Here is a 19,197-nt window from a genome sequence, read left to right on the forward strand (position 1 = left end):
TTCAACCCCTGGCGGGCTCCGGAACTCAGAAGTCGACCGGCGCGGGGGCGGCTTCGGCGTCGACGACGGCACCGATACCGAGCTTCTCCTTGATGCGCTTCTCGATCTCGTTGGCGATGTCCGGGTTCTCGAGCAGGAACTTGCGCGCGTTCTCCTTGCCCTGGCCCAGCTGGTCGCCCTCGTAGGTGTACCAGGCGCCGGACTTGCGCAGGATGCCCTGGTCGACACCCATGTCGATCAGCGAACCCTCGCGGGAGATGCCCTTCCCGTACAGGATGTCGAACTCGGCCTGCTTGAAGGGCGGCGCGACCTTGTTCTTCACGACCTTGACCCGGGTGCGGTTGCCGACGGGCTCGCCGCCGTCCTTCAGCGTCTCGATCCGGCGGACGTCCAGGCGGACCGACGCGTAGAACTTCAGCGCCTTACCACCGGTCGTGGTCTCCGGGGAGCCGAACATGACGCCGATCTTCTCGCGCAGCTGGTTGATGAAGATCGCGGTGGTGCCGGAATTGCTCATCGCACCGGTCATCTTCCGCAGCGCCTGGCTCATCAACCGGGCCTGGAGACCGACATGGCTGTCCCCCATCTCGCCCTCGATCTCGGCACGCGGCACGAGCGCGGCGACCGAGTCGATGACCAGGATGTCGAGCGCGCCGGAGCGGATCAGCATGTCCGCGATCTCGAGCGCCTGCTCACCGGTGTCCGGCTGGGAGACCAGCAGCGCGTCGGTGTCGACGCCGAGCTTCTGGGCGTAATCCGGGTCCAGCGCGTGCTCCGCGTCGATGAACGCGGCGATGCCGCCGTTCCGCTGCGCGTTGGCGACCGCGTGCAGCGCGACGGTGGTCTTACCGGAGGACTCCGGACCGTAGACCTCGATGACCCGGCCACGGGGCAGTCCACCGATCCCGAGCGCGACGTCGAGCGCGATGGCCCCGGTCGGGATGACCTCGATCGGCACACGGCCCTCTTCGCCCAGTCGCATGACCGAGCCCTTGCCGTACTGCTTGTCGATCTGGGCGAGGGCCAGTTCGAGCGCCTTGTCCTTGTCGGGTGCTGCTGGTGCCATGGAGTCCACCTCGTTGGTTGAGCCGGTAGGGCTTGTTTCAGTTCTGAGCTGTCGGGTCCGACGCTACGGGCGACCACCGACAATTCCAGGCCTCGCGCCCAAGCTGTGGATCGCTGACCCCGTTGTGGACAACACCCTAGACGAACGTGTGTTCGAGGCCGTGACCGACACGCCGTCGCGCTAGTGTTCTTGCCCCTTTGCCGAGGTCAACGTCGCTCCGGCGGGATCTCGAAGGCGTCGCAGACCGCTCGCCAGACGTCTTTGGCCGAGATTCCCGCGTCGAGGGCCTGTTCGACGGTCCGGCCCCCGAGTTCACCGAAGGAGTGATCCCTGGAGAGGGTTTCCGCACGTCCGGGGCCGAATTCATCGGCCATCAGCCGCCGGAAGACCGTGATACGCATCGGTCGGAGTCTAGCCCGGCGCCCGGCTGAAACGCGTGAAGGCCCCCTTCCCTCGGCTGAGCCGAGGGAAGGGGGCCTTCACGCGGAAACAGGGCCTATTCGCCCGGCTGGACGCTCTTTTCGAAGTAGTCGGCCAGCTCGCCCGGCGTCGGGTTCTGGCCTTCGGCCGGGACCTGGTAGATGAAGCCGACCAGCGGCCGGTCGGTCACGGTGAACACCAGCACGGCGGCGTTCCGCCCGGCGGCCGAGGAGTACTGGCCGTCCAGAGCGTTGCCCGCCCACTTGGCCTCGGTGCGGTCCCCGCCTGCCGCTTTGAGCAGTCCGTCGGTGTAGGCCTTGAGCTTGTCCGCGGAATCGCTCTGAAGGTAGGTCACCTGGGTCCCGGCGCGCCCCGGGGCAGAGCAGGTCGACGTCACGCCGAGATCCTCCGCCGGTTTCGCCGGCCCGTTGCCCATGCCGGGTTTGCAGTCGCCGGTGTCGGCGATCTTCCCGGCGAGCTGGCGCAGGCAGCCGGTGAGGCCCTTGTCGTCGGCCGCGCCGGGCACCTTGCATTCGTCGGCCGTGTAGGTCTCCACCGGGGAGGACGTCAGGAAGTACGTGAGCCCGGCGGCGAGCAGCACGACGACGGCCACGATGGCGCCGATGACGAGCGGCTTCTTCTTGCTCGCGGGCGCCTTGTCACCGGCGGTCTGGCCGGCCAGCGAGTACGTCGGGAAATTCGTCGGCGCGGGCTGCTGCACCTGCTGCGGGCCGCTGTTCGGGTAACCCGACTGGGGGAAACCACCGGACTGGCCGGGGCCGCCGCCCGAATACCCCGGGATCGACGCGACCTGCTGCGGCGGCGGCGCGTACGGGCCCGAAGCACCGGGCCCGACCTGATGCGCGCCGGTTCCCGCGGCGACCTGCCCTTCGACGCCCTGCGTACGCGAGCTGATGCCGTCGGAAGCGACGTGCTGGGCGCCGAGCGCGACCGCGGTCTCGGGCTGGTCCAGGCTGCCGGGGACGACGCCGAGCTTCTCCGCGATCAGGCTGCCGACCAGCGGGAGACGGCTCGAACCGCCGACGAGGTAGATACCGGCGAGCCGGTCCGGGGTCATCCCGGCCGAGCGCACCACCCGCGACATCAGCTCGACACTGCGCAGCATCGACGGCCGCACCAGCGCTTCGAGTTCCCCTCGCGTGACGAGGACGTCCTCGAACGGCTCCGGCATCGGGACCTCGGTCTGCGGGTGCCGCGAGAGGGCTTCCTTCGCCGCCTTCACGTCCTCCTGCAGCGCGCGCCGCGTACGACGGTCCGGAGTGGACTCCGGCCGCAGGACCCGCTGCCAGCGCTGGGGATCCTTGTGCGAGACCTCGCGGCCGACGTGCACCAGCAGCGCCTGGTCGACGTCGAGGCCACCGAGGTCGGGAAGGCCGTCTTCGGCGACGACGGTGAAGCCGCCGTTCGGGGTCGCGCCGACGATCGCGACGTCGAAGGTGCCGGCGCCGAGGTCGTACACGGCGAGCGCCTGACCGGGCGCGAGCGTCTTGCCGGGGAACGACGCGAAATGCGCGGCCGCGGCGACCGGCTCGGGGACGAGCACCAGGTTGCCGCCCATCCCGGCGAGCCGGGCGGCGGACAGCAGCACGTTGCGGCGGGTCGGGCCCCATTGCGCGGGGTGGGTGAGCCGGACCTCGTCGGGCAGGTCCCCGCCGAGCTGGCGGGTGGTCTCGTCGAGGACGCGGCGCAGGATCGCGGCCAGCACCTCGCTGACCGGGATGACGTCGGTGCCCAGCAGGAGCGTCTGCTCGTCGATGCGGCGTTTGGGGTTGGGCTCGAAGCGGGTCGGGTCGAGGCGGGCGCGGCGCTCGGCGTCGCGGCCGACCATGATCGTGCCCTCCTCGGTGGCGAACACCGCGGACGGCATGTTGGCCGAACCGTCGACCTCGACCACGCGCGGGGGCCTCCCGTGCGCCGAAAGGACGGCCACGGTGTTGGACGTCCCGAGGTCCACCGACAGGATCCGCACAGCTCATACCCCTTCACAGACGAACGGCGACCGCCCCAGTACCGATCCGGCCGCGCTGGCGGTGATGCTCCCATGAGCGAGGTCACCGCACGTGCGGAACCCGCCGAACTCGTCCCCGACCGGGTGCCTCGTCACAGGGCAGTGTGTCTGTTGGTGAACCCGCATCCGCGATCGACGTCGGCAGGGCGCAGCCTGGTCATCGTGGTGAAGCTGATCTCCTCGGGCGCCCTGCCACCGCGATAGCGGGGCCTTCGGCCGGGGCGGGTTCACGCGTTCGGTCCTGGTGGCAGGCCCGTCTCAGCTCCGCCGACCAGCCCTCGGAGCGAAACTGTCGGTGGTCCGGCGCAGTATGGAGGGCGTGGCACACGTACTCGACCTCTTCTCCCTCGCGACCAGGGACTGGTTCACCGGGGCCTTCGCCGCGCCCACCCGCGCGCAGGAAGGGGCCTGGCGTGCCGCGCACGCGGGGGAACACGCGCTGGTCGTGGCCCCCACGGGATCGGGCAAGACGTTGTCGGCCTTCCTCTGGGCGCTGGACAGGCTGTCGGTCGAGCCGCCGCCGTCCGAGCCTCGGAAACGCTGCCGCGTCCTCTACGTCTCTCCGCTGAAGGCGCTGGCGGTCGACGTCCAGCGCAACCTGCGGGCACCACTGGCGGGGATCTCGCAGGCGTCGCGGCGGCTCGGGCTGCCGGTCCCGGACATCGGCGTCGGCATGCGGACGGGCGACACCACCGCCGCCGAGCGCCGCTCGTTCGGCAAGACACCGCCGGACGTGCTGGTCACCACGCCGGAGTCGCTGTTCCTGATCCTCACCTCCTCCGCCCGCGATTCGCTGCGCGGCGTGGAGACGGTGATCATCGACGAGGTGCACGCGGTCGCGGGCGGCAAACGCGGCGCGCATCTCGCCTTGTCGCTGGAGCGGCTCGACGCCCTCTTGGAGAAGCCCGCCCAGCGGATCGGGCTGTCGGCGACCGTCCGGCCGATCGACGAGGTCGCCTCGTTCCTGGCGGGCGGCAGGCCGGTCACCGTCGTCCAGCCGAAGCTCGCGAAGACGATCGAGGTCCGCGTCGAGGTCCCGGTCGAGGACATGGCCGATCTCGACGGTCCTCGGGGGCCGAAGCAGAACGAAGACCTCGACGCGGGCCTCGCCCGGCTCCCCGGCTCGCTGGAGGACATCGACGGCGCGCCGCGGCGGCCGTCGATCTGGCCCGCGGTGGAGGAGCGCGTCCTCGAACTGATCCAGGCGCATCGGTCGACGATCGTGTTCGCCAACTCGCGGCGGCTCACCGAGCGGATGACGGCCCGGCTCAACGAACTCGTCGCGGAGCAGGCCGAGCTGGAGCCGGATCAGCGGTATCCGGCCGAGGCGATCGGCCAGTCCGGGCTCACCACCGGAGCGGCGCCGGTGATCGCGCGGGCGCACCACGGCTCGATGTCGCGCGAGCAGCGCACCCATGTGGAGGAGGAGCTCAAGTCCGGGCGGCTGGCGTGCGTCGTCGCGACGTCCTCCTTGGAGCTGGGCATCGACATGGGCGCCGTCGATCTCGTCGTGCAGATCGAGGCGCCGCCGACGGTCGCTTCGGGGCTGCAGCGGGTCGGCCGGGCCGGGCACCAGGTCGGCGCGGTGTCGAGCGGGGTGATGTTCCCGAAGTTCCGGGGCGACCTCGTCTCCTGCGCGGTGGTCGCGGAACGGATGGCGTCCGGGGCGATCGAGGCGGTGCGGTACCCGCGCAACCCGCTGGACGTGCTCGCGCAGCAGGTCGTGGCGATGGTGGCGCTCGAATCGTGGACCGTCGACGAGCTGGCCGCCCTCGCCCGCCGCGCGGCGCCGTTCGCGTCCCTGCCGGACGACGCGCTGCTGGCCGTGCTCGACATGCTCGCGGGCCGGTATCCCAGTGAGGAGTTCGGCGAGCTGCGCGCCCGGATCACCTGGGACCGGGTCACCGGCGAACTGCACGGCCGTCCGGGGTCGCAGCGGCTGGCGGTGACCTCGGGCGGCACGATCCCCGATCGCGGCCTGTTCACCGTGATGACGCCGGGTTCCGACGGCAAACCCGGGTCGCGCGTGGGCGAGCTCGACGAGGAGATGGTCTACGAGTCCCGCGTCGGGGACACGATCCTGCTCGGCACCTCCTCCTGGCGGGTCACCGACATCACCCACGACCGCGTGATCGTGGTCCCCGCGCCGGGCGAGCCCGCCCGGATGCCGTTCTGGAAGGGCGACGCCCCCGGCCGCCCGCTGGAACTGGGGCGGGCGCTGGGCGCGTTCGTCCGCGAACTGTCCACTTCGGAGCCGTCGGCGGCCAGGGAACGCGCCGCCGTCGCCGGGCTGGACGAGTACGCCTGCGACAACCTGCTGGCGTACCTGGAAGAGCAGAAGTCGGCCACACGGCATGTGCCCAACGACAAAACCGTGCTGCTGGAACGGTTTCGCGACGAGCTGGGTGACTGGCGGGTCATCCTGCATTCGCCGTTCGGCGCGCAGGTCAACGCGCCGTGGGCGCTCGCGATCGCGGCCCGCCTGCGGGAGAACCGCGGGGTCGACGCCCAGGTCGCGCATTCCGACGACGGCATCGTGCTGCGGCTGCCCGAGGCGCTGGACATGGACGGCGCCGAGGTCACCATCGGCGTCGAGGACGTCCTGCTCGATCCGGAGGAGGTCGAGCAGCTGATCGTCGCCGAGGTCGGCGGCTCGGCGCTGTTCGCCGCGCGGTTCCGGGAATGCGCGGCACGGTCGCTGCTGCTCCCCCGCCGGGATCCGCGCCGCCGCACCCCGCTGTGGCAGCAGCGGCAGCGCGCGTCCCAGCTGCTTTCGGTCGCGGCCAAGTACGAGCGGTTCCCTGTGGTGCTGGAGGCGATGCGGGAAGTCCTGCAGGACGTGTACGACGTCGGCGGGCTGCGCGAGCTGATGTCCGACGTCCGGTCGCGCAAGGTCAAGCTGGTCGAGGTCGAGACACCGTCGGCGTCGCCGTTCGCGCGCAGCCTGCTCTTCGGTTACGTCGGGATGTTCCTGTACGAGACCGACGCCCCGCTCGCGGAACGGCGCGCGGCCGCGCTGGCGCTGGATTCGACGCTGCTGGCCGAATTGCTCGGCACCGAGGCGATCCGGGAGTTGCTGGACGCCGAGGTCGTCGCCGAAGTCGAGCGCTCCCTGCAACGCCTCGATCCGGACAGGCACGCCCGCAACGCCGAAGACGCCGCGGATCTGTTGCGGTTCCTCGGCGATCTCTCGATCGAGGAGGCCGCCGCGCGCGGCATCCAGCGGGAATGGCTGGAGGAACTGGAGGCCGCGCGGCGGGTGATCCGGGTCCGCATCGGCGGCGGTGAACGCTTCATCGCCATCGAGGACGCCGGCCGGGTACGGGACGCGCTGGGCACCGCTCTGCCGGTCGGGGTACCGGAGGCGTTCACCGAACCGGTCGAAGATCCCGTCGGCGACCTGTTGTCGCGCTATTCGCGCAGCCGCGGCCCGTTCAGCGCCCGGCAGGCGGCCGAGCGGTTCGGCCTCGGGACGGCCGTGGTCACCGGCGTCCTGGACAGGCTGACCGCGCAGGGCAGGCTGGTCCGGGGCGAGCTGAGCCCCGTCGGGCATCCGGAGACCCACGGCGTCGGGATGGAGTACTGCGACGCTTCGGTGCTGCGCAGGCTCCGGAGGGCGTCGCTGGCCCGGCTGCGGGCCGAGGTCGAACCGGTCGAACCGGCCGCGCTGGGGCGGTTCCTGCCGTCGTGGCACGGCATCGGCGCGCGTGTGCGGTCGGCGCCGACGGCCGACGACGTGCTGTCCGTGGTCGAGCAACTGGCCGGTGCCCCGCTCCCGGCGAGCGCGGTCGAATCGCTGATCCTGCCGAGCAGACTGCCCGGCTACACCCCGTCGCTGCTGGACGAACTCACCACGGCGGGCGAGGTCACCTGGTGCGGCTGCGGTTCCCTGTCCGGCGGGGACGGCTGGCTGGCGCTCGCGCCCACGGACGTCGCCGATCTGCTGTTGCCGGATCTCGACGACGATCTGCCCTCCGGCCCGCTCCACGAAGCCATTCTGTCCACTTTGGAGGGTGGGGCGCAGTTCTTCCGCCAGCTCGTGGACCGGGCGTCGCCGTTGGTCGAAACCCCGCCCAACGACGGTGAAGTCGTCGCCGCGCTGTGGGATCTCGTGTGGGCAGGTCTGGTCACCGGGGACACGCTGGGGCCGCTGCGGGCGCAGGTCTCCGGTTCCGGCGCTGCGCACAAGCCACGGCGGCAGGCTCCTCGCGGCCGGTACGCGCGGCTCCGGGCCGGCCGTCCGGCGATGCCTTCGCGCACCGGGCCGCCGACGGTCGCCGGGCGCTGGGCACTGACCCCGGGACGTGAAGCGGATCCGACCAGGCGCGCGCTGGCGCGGACGGAGGCCTTCCTGGAACGGCACGGCGTCCTCACCCGCGGCGCCCTCGACACCGAGCGCGTGACGGGCGGTTTTTCGGGGATCTACAAGGTTTTGCGCGGCATGGAGGACTCGGGGCAGGTCGTCCGGGGGTATGTGGTCGAGGGGCTCGGCGCGGCGCAATTCGCGGCGAAGGGCGCCGTCGACAGGCTGCGCGCGCAGTCCGGGAACCAGCGCACCACCGCGGAAGGCGCCGTCGTCCTCGCCGCCGCCGACCCGGCTCAGCCCTACGGCGCCGCGTTGCCTTGGCCTGCCGCGACGGGCGACACGAAACACCGTCCGGCAAGGAAAGCCGGTGCGCTCGCGGTGCTCGTGGACGGTGTGCCGGCGATGTACGTCGAACGCGGCGGCCGGTCGCTGCTGAGTTTCACCGAGGACCAGGACAGGTTGCGCTCGGCCGCGCGGGCGCTGTCCACGGCGGTGCGCGAAGGCTGGCTGGGGCAGCTCGCGGTGCAGAAGGCCGACGGCGAGGTGGCGCTCACCTCGGAGCTTTCGGCCGTCCTCCAGGAGGCGGGTTTCCGGGCGACTCCCAAGGGGCTGCGCCTGCGGGCCTAGAATCACCGCTCAGACCTGCGGAGAAGGACGTTCGACCATGGTGATGCGCGACCTGCGCTATTTCGGGGATCCCGTGCTCAAGACCGTATGCGACCCGGTCACGACATTCGACAAGAAGATCGAGTCGCTGGTGACCGATCTGATGGACGGGGTGAAACCGGCCGGGCGCGCGGGTCTCGCCGCGCCGCAGATCGGGGTCGGGCTGCGAGTGTTCAGCTACGACGTCGGCGGCCTGAGCGGGTACGTGATCAACCCCGAGATCGTCGAGCTGTCCGAAGAGACACACGAGATCGGTGAAGGCTGTCTGTCCGTGCCGGAGCTGTGGTTCCCGGTCGTCCGCGCGAAGCACGCCGTGGTGCGCGGTGTCGACCTGCGCAACGAGCCGATCGAGGTCGAAGGCGTCGACGTGCTCGCCCAGTGTCTGCAGCACGAGACCGACCACCTCGACGGCAAGCTCTACCTGGAACGGCTCACCCCCGAGCGCAAGAAGCGCGCCCTGGGCGAGGCCCGCGGCAAAGACTGGTTCTGGAACCGCTGACCACTCCCGCGTTTAGTCCTCTGAATGCGGTGGTTGGTAGCCCGAACTAACGCATTCAGAGGACTAAACGCGGGGGTCGGGGAGCCGGAAGCGCAGGGTGCCGGGGTCGCCGGGGGCGCGTTCGGGGCGGAGCCCCACGCGGGTGGCGGTGCGGTGGAGGGAGTCGTCGCCGGGCAGGCAGACGGCGGTGAGTTCACGCTCCCCCTTGGCCATGGCGAGGGTGGCGAGCCTGGACAGCAAAGCCGTGCCGATGCCCTGGCGCTGCCAGGAATCCTCGACCAGGAGCGAGACTTCGGCCGCGCCGCCGTCGGCGGACGGGATCAGCTGGCCGAGACCGATCACGTCCCGGCCGCAGACCGCGAGCAGGCTGATCCCGCGCGGCGGCATCAGGAGCCGGTGCAGCCAGCGACGCGGCACGGCACGCATTCCGGTGTGATAGCGGTGGAAGAGCGTCGTCATCGAGCATCTCTGGTGCAGCGCGGACACCGCTTCCGCGTCACCGGGGACGCCCTTGCGCAGGACGATCGCGGCGCCGTCGGCCCGGTCGAGCACGATCGGACCGGTCACGTTGTCGCGGACGGCGGTGCTCAGGCCGATCAGCGCGACGGCACGGCTCAGTTCCAGCTCGACGAACGGCGACCACCGGCGGCGCGCGACGAACGCGGTGCCGTCCCCCGCCGGGAACACCGCGCGGTGCCCGCCTTCCGTGCGGGCCGGGTTCGCCTCGATCGACGGGACCTTCGTGACGACGTCGGCCGCGAGGACCCCTCGGAGCACTTCCGCGAGTCCGCGGGGCTCCTCGACGGCCCTCGTGGCCGCGGTGAGCGTCGCGGTGGCCGGGTCGACCAGTTCGGCCAGATCCGCGTCGACGACCGCGGAGCATTCGCATCCTTCGTCGCGGATCGCGTCGACGAGCAGTTGGCGCGGCAGACCGGTGGCCGGCCGCAGAACGATCTCGTCGAGCACGCCGCCCGGGACCGGGAGCACCGACAGCGCGAGGATGTTGCATTCGAGGTCGGCGAGCCGGATCGCGATCCTGGCCAGGGTGCCGGGCCGGTCGTCCACGCGGATCCGGACACGCCAGGCCGACGCGGCCGCGGTCTCTACGCCGGGATGGACCAGGGTGGGCCGGACTCGATAGGTCTCCATGACTCCACGGTCCCGGCCGGTTGTTGCCTGCCCACGGCGCGGGTGTTTCGCTCAGGTCAGCGTTCGACGCCACCGCGCAACCCCGGCGAAACACTCAGCGTGGCGAAAGCACGCTGAACTCGTTGCCCTCCGGATCCACCATGGCTTCGCCACGCTCCCCTGACGCGCCCAGCTCCCGCAGGCGCCGGACCTCGGCCGCCCGGCTCTTGCCCCGCCGTGGCGCGATCTCGAACCGCAGCCGGTTCCTGTGCCGCTTCTGCTCTTTCGTGGCGAGGAACTCGACCCAGGGGCCGCGGCCGTCCGGTGGCCGCAGGCCGACGATCGTCTCTTCCCGGACGCCGATCTCCCAGCCGAGCGCGGCCGCCCAGAACCGCGCCAGCCGCTCCGGGTCGAGGGCGTCGGTGACGACCGAAGCGATCGCGCCGGTGCCCTCGTACTGCTCGCGCGGCTCGAGGACGCAGAACTCGTTGCCCTCGGGGTCCGCGAGCACCACCCACGGCACCCGTTTCTCCTCCGGCGGGCCCTGGCCGATGTCGATGTGCCGTGCGCCGAGGGACAACGCACGGTCCACCAACTCGGCCTGGTGTTCGGGCGAACGGCTCGCCAGATCCAGGTGCAGCCGGTTCTTGCCCCGTTTCGGGCCCGCCTCGGAACGGAACGCCGGTTGGAACGGGGCGTCCCAGCTGAACAGCCCTTCCCAGAAACCCGCCAGATCCCTGGGAAGGGCCGAGTCGAAGACCAGGTTCACCAGCTGTACCGCCACACCGGTGAATCTAGACGGCACCACCGACACTTCTGACCGGTTTGGCTTCCCCACCGACCGGTCATCGGGTCGCGAGCCGCAGAAGGGCCCAGAGTTGTCCCGCCATGTCCTGGTCTCCGCTGACCGTCACCGCCGTCGGACCCGCCCGGCCCCAGAGCCAGCGGTAGATCTTGTCCGGCTTCCCGGTGATCAGGTCGTCCGCGCGCTGGGCCTCCTCGGCCGAGCACCGCCAGGCGACCGTTTCCGTCGGCCCCGCCCTGGCGATCCAGGTGTGGCCCGCGGTGCGCACGCCGACCGAGCCGGTCTTGGTGCCGGACAGTCCCAGCAACGGCAGCCGCTGGCCGAACCACAGCACCAGCGCCTCGTCGATCCCGTCGAGTGCCACGTCTTCGGGGATCTCCGACACTTCCCGGCCCGCCGCGCTCTCCGCGTCGATTCGGTGGATCGTCGTCTCGTGCGCCGTCCGCCGCCGCCAGAACCCGTAGCTGCGGTCCGCGGGCCACCAGGTCGGCGCCAGTTCGTCCGGATCGTGCGCGGACAGTTCGGCGACGAGTTCGTCCCGGCCCTCGCGGAAGTACTCCTCCAGGCTCTGTCCCGGCCCCGGTTTGCGCTGCCAGTGCTCGGGACGCCGCCCGTCGGTGATCCAGCGGCGAGTGACCCGGTACACGCTTCCGACGTGCCTGAGGACCTCGCCGAGCGTCCAGCCCGGGCAGGTCGGGACCGGCGCGTCGGCGGACGCGGTATGCGCCACCTGGGCCATCAACTCGGTTTCGGCGCCGATCACCTCCAGGAACCTGCCCTGGTCGATCATGGCCTGCCCGGCCATCGGGCACCCCCTCTCCGTGGTGACTCTGTCGAATTAGGTGAACCCGCGTCGGCAGGGCGCGACCTGGTCTTTCAAGTCACGAACGTGGTGAAGGCGTTTTCCGGACAAAACCACAGCTCCGCCGACAGGCCGCTAAGCCACATGCGCCGAATCACCCATCGGCAGCCCGTGCACCACCCGTCGCACCAGTTCCAGGAACACCGTGGCGGCGCGGGTCAGCTCGTCCGCCAGTTCGACGGTGACCTTGCCGGTGATACCCGCCTGCGCGGCGGCCCGCGTCGCCGAATTGGCCGCGAAGAACGCCGCCCATTCCTTCAGCTCGGGTGCGACGGAGTCGAGCAGCACCCAGCCGCTCGCCGGCCGGGCACGGCCCCGGTGCGGACGGCCGCGGGCCTCCAGTACCGCCGCCGCACCCCGCAGCGCGGCGAGATACGCCCCGATGAACCGCTCCGCGGGAGCACTCTCCCGCTCTGCTTCGGCGAGACCCCGCCTCGCCTGCGCGTACAAGGAGACCGCCGCGGGTGGTGCCGGCGGGCGCAACGACATCGGCAGGGCGGGCTGCGCGGTGCCCCCCGGCCTCTCGACTTCGTCGGGGGACACGACCGAAACGGACATGACGACCCTCCTCCTGTACGTGAGCGCCTGCCGATGCCCGGCGCCGAGGCGCTTCCCCCGCCCCCGCGCCGGGCACCTACCGGTGCGCGCTCACCGAATGTCGAACGTCTGTTCGAACAAGTCCAATGTAACCCCGAAGTGCCCCATTCCTCAACCCCGTACCGGGGTGATCGCCGCATGTGGTGCGGGACACGGCATCGGCCACGTGATCTCATAGGCGTATGAGCACCATCGACCGGTCCGGTCATCCCTCGGTGGCCAAGGTCGCGGCCGCGCTCGCCGAGGCGGGCCAGCACGCCGCCGCCGACGGGATCCGGATCCTCCCCGCCGAAGTCCGCACGGCCGCGCAGGCCGCCGAAGCGCTCGGTGTCGAGGTCGGCGCGATCGCGAACAGCCTCGTCTTCCGCAGCCGCACCGGCGACACGGAAACGGCCCTGCTCGCCTTGACCTCGGGCGCGCACCGCGCCGACACCGCGCTGCTGGCCTCGCTGACCGGAGCCGACGAGATCGGCAAGGCGGACGCGGAGTTCGTCCGCGCGCACACCGGGCAGCCGATCGGCGGCGTCGCCCCGGTCGGTCACCCGAAGGCGTTGACCACCCTCGTCGACACCGCGTTAAGCGCGCACGAGGTCGTCTGGGCCGCCGCCGGGCATCCGAAGTCGGTGTACCCCACGACGTTCGACGGCCTCGTCGCGCTGACCGGGGGCACTCCCGCGGACGTCGCGGGCGACGGGCAGGATGGGCGCCCGTGACCGCGATGTCCTCGGAATGCACCCGTTACGTCCAGCTGTCCGCGGACGAGTTCCGCGCCCGGCTCCCCGAGGCGCTGACCATCTACGTCAACGCCATGCGCTACCCCGAAGGCACGGCGGAGCAACGCGCCCCGATGTGGCTCACGCACGCGCTGCGCGAAGGCTGGCGCTGCATGGCCGCGCTCGACGCGGACGGCGTCCTGCTCGGGCTCGCCTACGGCTACAAGGGCCGCGGCGGCCAGTGGTGGCACGAACAGGTCCGCCACGGCCTGACCCGGCGCGAGGGCCAGGCCGCCGCCGAGCACTGGATGTCCGACTACTTCGAGCTCACCGAGATCCACGTCAGCCCCGAAAGCCAGGGGAAGCGGATCGGCGAGGACCTCCTGCGACGGCTGCTCGACGGCGTGCCCAGCGCCCACGTCCTCCTTTCCACGCCGGAAGGCACCAGCCGGGCCTGGAACCTGTACCGGCGGGTCGGCTTCGTCGACGTGCTGCGGGACTACCACTTCGCCGGGGATCCGCGGCCGTTCGCGATCCTCGGCCGGACGCTGCCGCTCTAGGGTTTCGAGTAGGCGACGGTGAGCGCGGCGATGAGCACCACCGCGCCGCACCAGCCCACGGCGCCGAGCCGTTCCCCGAGCAGCACCATGGACAGCAGCGCGGCGGTCAACGGTTCGAGCAGGGCGGACAACGCCGCCAGTACGGGATGCGCGCTTTCGAGACCGCGGAAGTACGCGGCATACGCCAGCGCCGTCGGCACGACACCGAAGTAGACGACGAGCGCGAGCACGTCGGCCTGAACCGGCACCGCCATCCCGAACCACAGCGCCGCCGGGGCGAGTGCGGCGCCGCCGATCAGGCAGCCGAAAGCCGTGGTGGGCAAGGGATCGAGGCCTTCGACGCGGGTCGCGGTCACCAGCGTCAGCGCGGCGAATCCGGCCGCGGCGAGCAGGGCGAACAGCACCCCCGCGACGTCGGCCTCCTGTCCGGGCGTCCACTGCAGCAGCGCGAGCCCGACGAGGGAGCCTGCCACGGACACCGCCGTCCACGCCCCGGGCAGGCGGCGGGTCCTGACGGCCGTCGCGACGGCGAGCAGGACGGGTGCGCTGCCGATGGTGGTCATCGTCGCGACGCTCACGGAACTCAGCGAGACCGCGGCGAAGTAGCTGGTCTGGAAGAGGGCGAACAACCCGCCGACCGCCAGGAGGCGACGGCGGACCTGCGGAGTCCGGGGAAGACCGCGAAGCCCTCCGGTGAGCCAGAGATAGCCGGTGGCGATCACGCCGCCGATGAGCAGCCGGTACGCGGCGACGCTCAGGGGATGGAGGCCCGCGCGGGACGCGAGCAGGGATCCGGCGAGGCCGCCGGTCCCCCAGAGGATTCCGGCGAGGACGAGCGCGGCCGACGATCGGGCGCGCGCGGGTACGGCAACGGACATGGGGAAACGCTCCTGCGTCTGTGTCTGTCGGAAAGGACGTCGACGACGCGGGGTGCTTCAGTGCAGCACGGATCGGCCGGGCGGCTGGAACGCCGCGCGGCCGGAGACACCCCGCTCAGGAAGCGGGGGGTGGGGTGACGAGAAAGATCCGGTGCACGGGAGGGAACGTATCAAGGCGGGCAAGTGGATAAAGCTGAAGGACGCTTTCCCCGCATGTGATGCGAGGAAAGCGTCCTTCGCCTCGTCTTATGCGGGGAAAGCGTCCTTCGGCTCAGTCCAGCGCGGCCAGCATCTCCCGCAGCGTGTCCAGCCCCATCCCGCCGAGCGCCAGCGCCCGCGTGTGGAACTGCTTGATGTCGAACGCGTCGCCCTGCCGCGCGCGGGCCTCGTCGCGGGCGGTGAGCCAGAGGCGTTCGCCGAGCTTGTACGACGGCGCCTGCCCCGGCCAGCCCAGGTAGCGGTCGATCTCGTCGTGCACGTGGGCCGGGTCGGTGACGGTCCGGGTGAGCATGAACTCCAGGCCCAGCTCGGGCGTCCAGCGCTCGCCCTCGTGGAAGCCGGTGCCCGCCGGGATCTCCAGTTCCAGGTGCATGCCGATGTCGACGATCACCCGCGCGGCGCGGAACAGCTGCTCGGACAGCATGCCGAACAGCTCACCGTCGTCGGCGAGGAATCCGAGGTCCTCCATCAGCCGCTCGGAGTACAGCGCCCAGCCCTCGGCGTGCCCGGAGGTGAACGCCAGCAGCCGCTGGTACTTGTTCAGCGACTCCGACTGGTCGACCGCGGTCGCGATCTGCAGGTGGTGCCCCGGCGCGCCCTCGTGGTAGACGGTGCTGACCTCGCGCCAGGTGGTGAACTCGTCCCGGCCCTGCGGCAGCGACCACCACATGCGGCCGGGGCGGGAGAAGTCCTCGCTCGGGCCGGTGTAGTACGCGCCGACGGTGCCGCCGGGCGGGGCGATCTTGCACTCCAGCGCCATCACCCGGTCGGAGATGTCGAAGTGCTTGCCGCGCAACGACTTCAGCGCGTTGTCGGACAGGTTCTGCATCCAGGCCTGGAATTCCGCCCGGCCGCGCACGACGTACTTGGGGTCGGTGTCGAGGGCGGCGGCCGCCTCGGCGAGGGTCGCGCCGGGTTTGATCCGGCCGGCGACCTCGCGCATCTCCGTCTCGATGCGGGTGAACTCGGCCCAGCCCCAGGCGTAGGCCTCGTCCAGGTCGAAGGTGGCTCCGGTGAACAACCGGGACCACAGCCGGTAGACCTCGGCGCCGACGGCGTCCTTGACCGGCGCCAGCGGGGCGAGTTCGGCGCGGAGGAAACCGGCGAACTCCGCGTACGCCTCCTGCGCGGCGTGGGCGGCCTGCCCGAGTTCCGCGCGCAGCTTCTCGTCGACGTCCTTCGCCCCCGCGGCCAGCGTCTCGAAGAAACCGTCGTCGTCCTTCAACCCCGCCCAGGTTTCGGCCTGTTCGGCGACCTTGCCGACCTGCCGCAACGCCGACACCCGGCCCGCGTTCGCGGCCGCGAGCAGCGCGGCACGGAGACCGTCGAGCGCTTCGGGCACCTTCGCCATCCGGGCGGCGATCGTCGCCCAGTCCTCCGCGGTGTCGGTGGGCATGAAGTCGAAGACCATGCGCAGTTCCTGCACGGGGCTTTCGATCACATTCAGCGCCGCGATGTCGAGACCCGCCTCGTGGATCTCCAGCTGCAGCCCGATCCGCTCGGTGAACACCGCCTTGGCCGCGCGCTCGCCGTCGTCGGCGGGTTCGGCCGCTTCGATGTCGGCCAGCGCGCGGGCGGCGATGGCGGCCCGCGCCGCGTGCCCGGCGGGCGAGTAGTCGGTCAGCTGGTCGTCGTATCCGGAGATGCCGTACGTCGTCGCGGCGACCGGGTCGGCCGCGGCGTAGTCCTCGACGTACTGGTCACAGATCTGGTGCACACTTCGCGCGGTTGAAGCCATGACCGGCACGCTACCGGGACGACGGGCGACTTCGGTACGGAGTTACGCGCGGGCCGGGACCAGCCCGAGCCTGCTGACCACCTCACGCGTGGCCTTGGACCGGTTGAACGTGTAGAAGTGCAGGTCGGGGACGCCTTCGGCGATGAGCCGCTCGCACAGTTCGGTCACCACGTCGATACCCTCCGCGCGGAAGGCCTTCGGGTCGTCGGCCAGCGGCTCGAGCCGGTCCAGCAGCCGCCGCGGCGCGGTGGGCGCGCCGGACAGCTTGATCGACGTGCGCAGTGTCCGCAGCGTGGTCAGCGGCATGATGCCGGGGATGACCAGCGCCTCGCAGCCGGTGGCGGCCACCCGGTCGCGCAGGCGGAGGAAGTCCTCCGGCTCGAAGAACAGCTGCGCGATCGCGAAATCCGCGCCGGCGCGGAGCTTGCGCACGAGGTACTCGGTGTCGGCTTCGAGGTTCGCCGACCGCGGGTGGCCGTACGGGAAGGCCGAGACGCCGACGCAGAAGTCGCCGAGCGAACGCACCAGCTCGACGAGTTCCTCGGCGTAGTTGAGCCCCTCGGGATGCGGGACCCAGTCGCCGTAGACGTCGCCCGGCGGGTCGCCCCGCAGCGCGAGGATGTTCCGCACGCCGACGGCGGCGTACCAGCCGATGACGTTGCGCAGTTCCGCGACGGAGTGGTTCACGGCGGTGAGGTGCGCCATCGGCACCAGCGTGGTTTCGGTGGCGACGCGGGCGATGCTGCGGATCGTGCCGTCCCGGCTGGAGCCGCCGGCGCCGTAGGTGATCGACATGTAGGCCGGGTCCAGCGGCTCGAGTTCCCGGATCGATTTCCACAGGACGGCCTCGTCGGCCGCGTCGCGGGGCGGGAAGAACTCGATGGAGAACACGGGTCCATCACCCTGCAACCGCTCGACCACCGAAGTCATTCCGCCATTTTAGGGGGGAATGTCCGCTGGCTGGGAGCCCCCTCTCAGGCTATGGGCGTGCGACTTCAGCCACGTACGAGCGGTTGCCGAGTGGAGCGGGGCTGGGGAGACTCGATGGCGAGCACAGGGAGCCGCCATGAGCGCCGAAACCGACACCAGCTGGGATGAGGACGTCCGCGTCGCGGTCTACCGCGCGTTCGCCGAGCACGGGAGGCCGCCGACGGCCCCGGAACTGGCCGACGCCGCCCACGGCTCGCTCGCGGTGGCGAAACAGGCGCTGCACCGGCTCGCGGAGCAGCGGCATCTCGTGCTCGACGAACGCGAGCACGTCGTGCTGGCGCATCCGTTCGCGGCGATCCCGCTCGGGTTCTCCGTGATGGGCTCGAACACGCTGTGGTGGGGCGGCTGCGCGTGGGACGCGTTCGCGATCCCGCATCTGGTCAAGGCCGAACCCGAGGTGCTGGTGTCCACGCGCTGCCGAGGCTGCGGCGAGCCGCACGCCCTGCTGGTGAACGACCGCACCCCGCCGAAGGGTGAGCTGGTCGCGCACTTCCTGGTGCCGGTGGCGCGGATGTGGGACGACGTCGTGTACACCTGCGGCAACCAGCGCCTGTTCTGCGGCGAGTCCTGTGTGGACGGATGGCTGACGGAAACGGGGCAGGACAAGGGTTACGTCATGGATCTGGCGACGCTGTGGCGGCTCGCGGCCGGCTGGTACGAGGGCAGGCTCGAGCACGGGTACCTCCGCCGGGAGCCGGCCGCCGCGGCCGAGTACTTCAAGCAGGCGGGGCTGAGCGGACCGTTCTGGAGCTAGACCAGGAACCGGAGCATCGCGGCGACGACGACCCCGCAGAGGATCGCGGCGAGCACCGGCACACGCAGCACGTAGGTCACCGCGATCGCGGCAAGGCCGGCGCAGAGCGTCCAGTCGAGCCCGGACCAGGCCGGTCCGGCCACGTCCGTGAGCACGAGACCGGCCAGCAACGCGGGCGCGAGCAGCGCGATCACGCCCGCGAGCCGTGGCGGGAGCGTCCGGTCGCCGAGCAGGACCGGGCCCGCCGCCTTGAACCCGATGCTGACCAGCGCGACGAGGACGATGGCGAGCCAGAGCGTCATCGCCGCGCCCCCAGTCCGAGCAGCGCGGCGGCGGAGGCGCCGATCAGCGCGAGCCCGACCGGGACGAACAGCACCAGGATCCCCGCCAGGCAGGCGGCGAGGGCCGCGGTCAGGGCCGCCTGGCGCGAGCGGCGCAGTTCGTCGATGAGCAGGACCAGGAAGAAACCCGGGAACACGACGTCGAGCCCGAACCGCGAGACGACGTCCGGTGGTGGCGCGGCCAGAACGCCCAGCACCGTCCCCAGCACCCAGGCGGGCAGCTGGACGAGCGTGCAGCCGATGAGCTTCTCGCGGTCGAAGCGCCCTTCGCCGAGGTGGGCGGCCACCCAGGAACCGTCGACGACGGCCTGGCCTTCCCACGCGCGCCGCAGCCGCCCGCCGCGCAGGTCCGCGGCGACGGCGGCGCCCATCGGCAGGAACCGGGCGTTGATCAGGGCCGCGGCGCCCACCGCGACGGCGAGGTTGCCGCCGCCCGCGAGCGCGGTGGCCATCGCGAACTGGGCCGAGCCGGAGAACACGAGGATCGACGCGACGATCGGGGCGGCGATCCCCCAGCCCAGCGTCTGGCTGTACGCGCCGAAGGTGACACCGAGGACGAAGGTCGCGACACCCAGCCCGAGCCCGACGCGGGCGCCGGCCAGATAGTTCCGCCGGAGCGTTGTCAT

Annotated in this window: 17 protein-coding genes; 5 read left to right on the forward strand and 12 right to left on the reverse strand. The window is 71.3% G+C overall.

Annotated features, from left to right (window positions below):
- Positions 1-25: 25 nt before the first annotated feature.
- The 3 genes from recA to DMH01_RS11205 all read right to left on the reverse strand — a co-directional run bounded on the left by recA (position 26) and on the right by DMH01_RS11205 (position 3,476).
- Positions 26-1,066: a recombinase RecA gene (recA, locus tag DMH01_RS11195; protein WP_125675722.1), complete on the reverse strand. Its 1,041-nt coding sequence runs from the start codon at positions 1,064-1,066 to the stop codon at positions 26-28.
- A 206-nt stretch (positions 1,067-1,272) separates the two neighbouring features.
- Positions 1,273-1,467, reverse strand: a complete 195-nt coding sequence (locus DMH01_RS11200; RefSeq protein ID WP_034311995.1) for a DUF3046 domain-containing protein — start codon at positions 1,465-1,467, stop codon at positions 1,273-1,275.
- A gap of 95 nt (positions 1,468-1,562) precedes the next feature.
- Positions 1,563-3,476: an Hsp70 family protein gene (locus tag DMH01_RS11205; RefSeq protein WP_125675724.1), complete on the reverse strand. Its 1,914-nt coding sequence runs from the start codon at positions 3,474-3,476 to the stop codon at positions 1,563-1,565.
- 349 nt (positions 3,477-3,825) lie between these two features.
- Here DMH01_RS11205 and DMH01_RS11210 point away from each other — a divergent pair, with 349 nt between their 5' ends.
- Both DMH01_RS11210 and def read left to right on the forward strand, forming a co-directional pair.
- Complete coding sequence (locus tag DMH01_RS11210; RefSeq protein WP_199745482.1) at positions 3,826-8,448, forward strand: ATP-dependent helicase; 4,623 nt, start codon at positions 3,826-3,828, stop codon at positions 8,446-8,448.
- Between the two features lie 37 nt (positions 8,449-8,485).
- Positions 8,486-8,986, forward strand: a complete 501-nt coding sequence (gene def, locus DMH01_RS11215; RefSeq protein ID WP_125675729.1) for a peptide deformylase — start codon at positions 8,486-8,488, stop codon at positions 8,984-8,986.
- Between the two features lie 63 nt (positions 8,987-9,049).
- On the opposite strand, the gene DMH01_RS11220 is transcribed toward def, so the two are convergent.
- From DMH01_RS11220 to DMH01_RS11235, 4 genes are all read right to left on the reverse strand, one after another.
- Positions 9,050-10,135, reverse strand: a complete 1,086-nt coding sequence (locus DMH01_RS11220) for a GNAT family N-acetyltransferase (RefSeq protein WP_125675731.1) — start codon at positions 10,133-10,135, stop codon at positions 9,050-9,052.
- A 94-nt stretch (positions 10,136-10,229) separates the two neighbouring features.
- Positions 10,230-10,898, reverse strand: a complete 669-nt coding sequence (locus DMH01_RS11225) for a VOC family protein (protein WP_125675733.1) — start codon at positions 10,896-10,898, stop codon at positions 10,230-10,232.
- A gap of 61 nt (positions 10,899-10,959) precedes the next feature.
- Positions 10,960-11,724, reverse strand: a complete 765-nt coding sequence (locus DMH01_RS11230; RefSeq protein ID WP_125675735.1) for a maleylpyruvate isomerase family mycothiol-dependent enzyme — start codon at positions 11,722-11,724, stop codon at positions 10,960-10,962.
- A 132-nt stretch (positions 11,725-11,856) separates the two neighbouring features.
- The gene (locus DMH01_RS11235; RefSeq protein ID WP_125675737.1) at positions 11,857-12,339 is read right to left on the reverse strand and encodes an SAV_6107 family HEPN domain-containing protein; all 483 of its coding nucleotides are present in this window, start codon (positions 12,337-12,339) and stop codon (positions 11,857-11,859) included.
- A 221-nt stretch (positions 12,340-12,560) separates the two neighbouring features.
- Here DMH01_RS11235 and DMH01_RS11240 point away from each other — a divergent pair, with 221 nt between their 5' ends.
- Positions 12,561-13,091: a YbaK/EbsC family protein gene (locus DMH01_RS11240; protein WP_125675739.1), complete on the forward strand. Its 531-nt coding sequence runs from the start codon at positions 12,561-12,563 to the stop codon at positions 13,089-13,091.
- The gene (locus DMH01_RS11245; protein ID WP_016332697.1) at positions 13,088-13,651 is read left to right on the forward strand and encodes an N-acetyltransferase; all 564 of its coding nucleotides are present in this window, start codon (positions 13,088-13,090) and stop codon (positions 13,649-13,651) included. Before DMH01_RS11240 ends, DMH01_RS11245 begins: the two co-directional genes overlap by 4 nt.
- On the opposite strand, the gene DMH01_RS11250 is transcribed toward DMH01_RS11245, so the two are convergent.
- The 3 genes from DMH01_RS11250 to metF form a co-directional block, all read right to left on the reverse strand.
- Complete coding sequence (locus tag DMH01_RS11250; protein ID WP_125675741.1) at positions 13,648-14,529, reverse strand: DMT family transporter; 882 nt, start codon at positions 14,527-14,529, stop codon at positions 13,648-13,650. The genes DMH01_RS11245 and DMH01_RS11250 overlap by 4 nt on opposite strands.
- A gap of 271 nt (positions 14,530-14,800) precedes the next feature.
- Positions 14,801-16,486 (reverse strand): DUF885 domain-containing protein, encoded by a 1,686-nt coding sequence (locus DMH01_RS11255; RefSeq protein ID WP_199745436.1) that lies wholly within the window; start codon positions 16,484-16,486, stop codon positions 14,801-14,803.
- A gap of 42 nt (positions 16,487-16,528) precedes the next feature.
- Positions 16,529-17,416 (reverse strand): methylenetetrahydrofolate reductase [NAD(P)H], encoded by an 888-nt coding sequence (gene metF / locus DMH01_RS11260; RefSeq protein ID WP_125675745.1) that lies wholly within the window; start codon positions 17,414-17,416, stop codon positions 16,529-16,531.
- A gap of 136 nt (positions 17,417-17,552) precedes the next feature.
- Between metF and merB the strand changes: the two genes are divergently transcribed.
- Positions 17,553-18,230: an organomercurial lyase gene (gene merB, locus DMH01_RS11265; protein ID WP_125675747.1), complete on the forward strand. Its 678-nt coding sequence runs from the start codon at positions 17,553-17,555 to the stop codon at positions 18,228-18,230.
- Here merB and DMH01_RS11270 read toward each other — a convergent pair.
- Together DMH01_RS11270 and DMH01_RS11275 are read right to left on the reverse strand one after the other, a co-directional pair.
- A complete protein-coding gene (locus DMH01_RS11270) occupies positions 18,227-18,532 on the reverse strand; it encodes an AzlD domain-containing protein (RefSeq protein ID WP_125675749.1) in 306 nt (101 codons plus the stop codon). The genes merB and DMH01_RS11270 overlap by 4 nt on opposite strands.
- On the reverse strand, positions 18,529-19,197 hold the full coding sequence (locus DMH01_RS11275; RefSeq protein ID WP_125675751.1) for an AzlC family ABC transporter permease: 669 nt from the start codon (positions 19,195-19,197) through the stop codon (positions 18,529-18,531). Before DMH01_RS11275 ends, DMH01_RS11270 begins: the two co-directional genes overlap by 4 nt.

Source organism: Amycolatopsis sp. WAC 04182 (assembly GCF_003947465.1).
In the GTDB taxonomy this organism is placed as follows: Bacteria; Actinomycetota; Actinomycetes; order Mycobacteriales; family Pseudonocardiaceae; genus Amycolatopsis.

Coding starts and splice junctions, on each gene's coding strand:
- recA (WP_125675722.1), bottom strand. CDS start 1,066: ATGGCACCAGCAGCACCCGACAAGGACAAGGCGCTCGAACTGGCCCTC.
- DMH01_RS11200 (WP_034311995.1), bottom strand. CDS start 1,467: ATGCGTATCACGGTCTTCCGGCGGCTGATGGCCGATGAATTCGGCCCC.
- DMH01_RS11210 (WP_199745482.1), top strand. CDS start 3,826: ATGGAGGGCGTGGCACACGTACTCGACCTCTTCTCCCTCGCGACCAGG.
- def (WP_125675729.1), top strand. CDS start 8,486: ATGGTGATGCGCGACCTGCGCTATTTCGGGGATCCCGTGCTCAAGACC.
- DMH01_RS11220 (WP_125675731.1), bottom strand. CDS start 10,135: ATGGAGACCTATCGAGTCCGGCCCACCCTGGTCCATCCCGGCGTAGAG.
- DMH01_RS11230 (WP_125675735.1), bottom strand. CDS start 11,724: ATGGCCGGGCAGGCCATGATCGACCAGGGCAGGTTCCTGGAGGTGATC.
- DMH01_RS11235 (WP_125675737.1), bottom strand. CDS start 12,339: ATGTCCGTTTCGGTCGTGTCCCCCGACGAAGTCGAGAGGCCGGGGGGC.
- DMH01_RS11240 (WP_125675739.1), top strand. CDS start 12,561: ATGAGCACCATCGACCGGTCCGGTCATCCCTCGGTGGCCAAGGTCGCG.
- DMH01_RS11250 (WP_125675741.1), bottom strand. CDS start 14,529: ATGTCCGTTGCCGTACCCGCGCGCGCCCGATCGTCGGCCGCGCTCGTC.
- DMH01_RS11255 (WP_199745436.1), bottom strand. CDS start 16,486: ATGGCTTCAACCGCGCGAAGTGTGCACCAGATCTGTGACCAGTACGTC.
- metF (WP_125675745.1), bottom strand. CDS start 17,416: ATGACTTCGGTGGTCGAGCGGTTGCAGGGTGATGGACCCGTGTTCTCC.
- merB (WP_125675747.1), top strand. CDS start 17,553: ATGAGCGCCGAAACCGACACCAGCTGGGATGAGGACGTCCGCGTCGCG.
- DMH01_RS11270 (WP_125675749.1), bottom strand. CDS start 18,532: ATGACGCTCTGGCTCGCCATCGTCCTCGTCGCGCTGGTCAGCATCGGG.
- DMH01_RS11275 (WP_125675751.1), bottom strand. CDS start 19,197: ATGACAACGCTCCGGCGGAACTATCTGGCCGGCGCCCGCGTCGGGCTC.